Origin of the sequence: Pseudoalteromonas sp. NBT06-2 (genome assembly GCF_002276045.1) — a bacterium.
GTDB lineage: Bacteria > Pseudomonadota > Gammaproteobacteria > Enterobacterales > Alteromonadaceae > Pseudoalteromonas.
On record NZ_NQMR01000335.1, the window covers coordinates 1 to 1726 of the forward strand.

Here is a 1726-nt window from a genome sequence, read left to right on the forward strand (position 1 = left end):
TCGTTATAAGCCTTAAAAAGACAATACTCAGATGATGCGTGCAAACGTAGAATATACCCTGCCTGAAACAAAATAAAAGCAACTCGATTTAAGGTTTTAAGCACAGAATAAATAAAAATTTGACTAGAAATGAATTTATTTAATGAAATTAAAACTTACCGAGAATTGCTGAATCTTTAGCCTCGCCATGTAATGATCAGTCACAAAATGCGATACTAGCAAAATTGAATTTTTAAAAGACTAGAAACGAGTATAAATATGTTCCTTAAAATATCTTTATGTGCTTTATCTTTATTAAGCATAAATGCCTTTGCAGCGCCATTAACCATAGAAGAAAGCCGCATTGAACAAGCAACGAAAATAATGCCCGATGTACTTTCTACTTTTATAAATGATATCAATGATTTTGAAAAAAAGTGGTTAAAGGTTGATAATTATTTTAAAGCAGAAAAATTGGTATCTCTTTATTCAGATAATATGTGGGTAAAAGCAAAAAAACAAATCATCTCAAGTAATAGCTTTGATGATCGTCCTTTATATTGGACTAGACTACTGAGTAGTAAAGTTTTAAGAGAAAAATCACCAGCTTTTGAAATGACCAAATCACAAAAAATCACGTTACTAGATATTTTAGAGCAAGGCTCAAGAGGGCGAACAGAACTAAATTATACAAAAGGCACAATGAAAAAGATTTTATTGACTGGTTTTGACCCTTTCTTATTGGATAAAAATATTAATCAGAGTAACCCTTCAGGTGTTGCCGCACTTTTGATGGATGGTCAAATAATTCAATATAATGGCATTACAGCTGAAATAAATACAGTAATGATACCAGTGCGTTACGAAGATTTTGATAAAGGTACTATAGAAGCATTATTAGCGCCCTATTACGCACTGAACAATGTCGATATGATAGTCACAGTTAGCATGGGCCGAAAAGAGTTTGATCTTGAACGTTTTCCAGGAAAACGCCGCAGTGTAACTGCACCAGATAATTTAAATGTTTTATCTGGTGGAACAAAAACAAGCCCTGTAATTTCACAACTACATGATCGCCCTTTACCAGGTAATGAGTTTGTTGAATTTAGTTTGCCAGTAAAAGCAATGCAACTAGCAAATGGACCTTATAAGATTATAGATAATAATAAAATAACAACATTAGATAAAACTTTTAAAGCAAAGAGTATTACAGAACTTAAAAATCAAACTGCAGTAAGTGGCTCTGGCGGTGGTTATTTATCAAATGAAATATCTTATCGTAGTATCCGATTAAGAAATCAGCTCAAATCTGATATCCCAACAGGACATATTCATACCCCAAGGATCCAACAATTTGAACCTGAGGTTGAAAAGAAAATTATTATGCAAATTAACTCAATGTTAGAACATTCATTAATTGCACTTTAATAATACACAGGCTGAAAATCAGAGCATTTTCAGTCTTTTTATTTTAAATACTACAGCCTTAATTTTTTGTGAGAGCCATCACATAATGGTGCAGATTTAGTAGATTTACAATTACAAAAATAAACTATTTCTGTTTTTTCAGACTTATAAAATAGCGGCTTAAATTCAATTTCACCATGAGAACCCTACTCGATGTATCACTTTAGCCAGTAAATTTTAAAGTATTTTTAATGCTTTTTGTAAATTCCAGTATGTTATTGCATAAATGACCTCATAATTACAGAATCATCGCACGGTTTGCCAATATATAGCGCACGCT

At 31.9% G+C, this 1726-nt stretch carries 2 protein-coding genes; one reads left to right on the top strand and one right to left on the bottom strand.

The window, feature by feature from the left end:
• The first annotated feature begins 258 nt into the window (after positions 1–258).
• Positions 259–1407, top strand: coding sequence for a PA0049 C-terminal domain-containing protein (locus CJF42_RS25890; RefSeq protein WP_095369357.1), 1149 nt, complete (start codon positions 259–261; stop codon positions 1405–1407).
• 50 nt (positions 1408–1457) lie between these two features.
• Here CJF42_RS25890 and CJF42_RS29445 read toward each other — a convergent pair whose 3' ends face one another.
• Positions 1458–1577 (bottom strand): CDGSH iron-sulfur domain-containing protein, encoded by a 120-nt coding sequence (locus CJF42_RS29445; RefSeq protein ID WP_095369358.1) that lies wholly within the window; start codon positions 1575–1577, stop codon positions 1458–1460.
• Between the last annotated feature and the right edge of the window lie 149 nt (positions 1578–1726).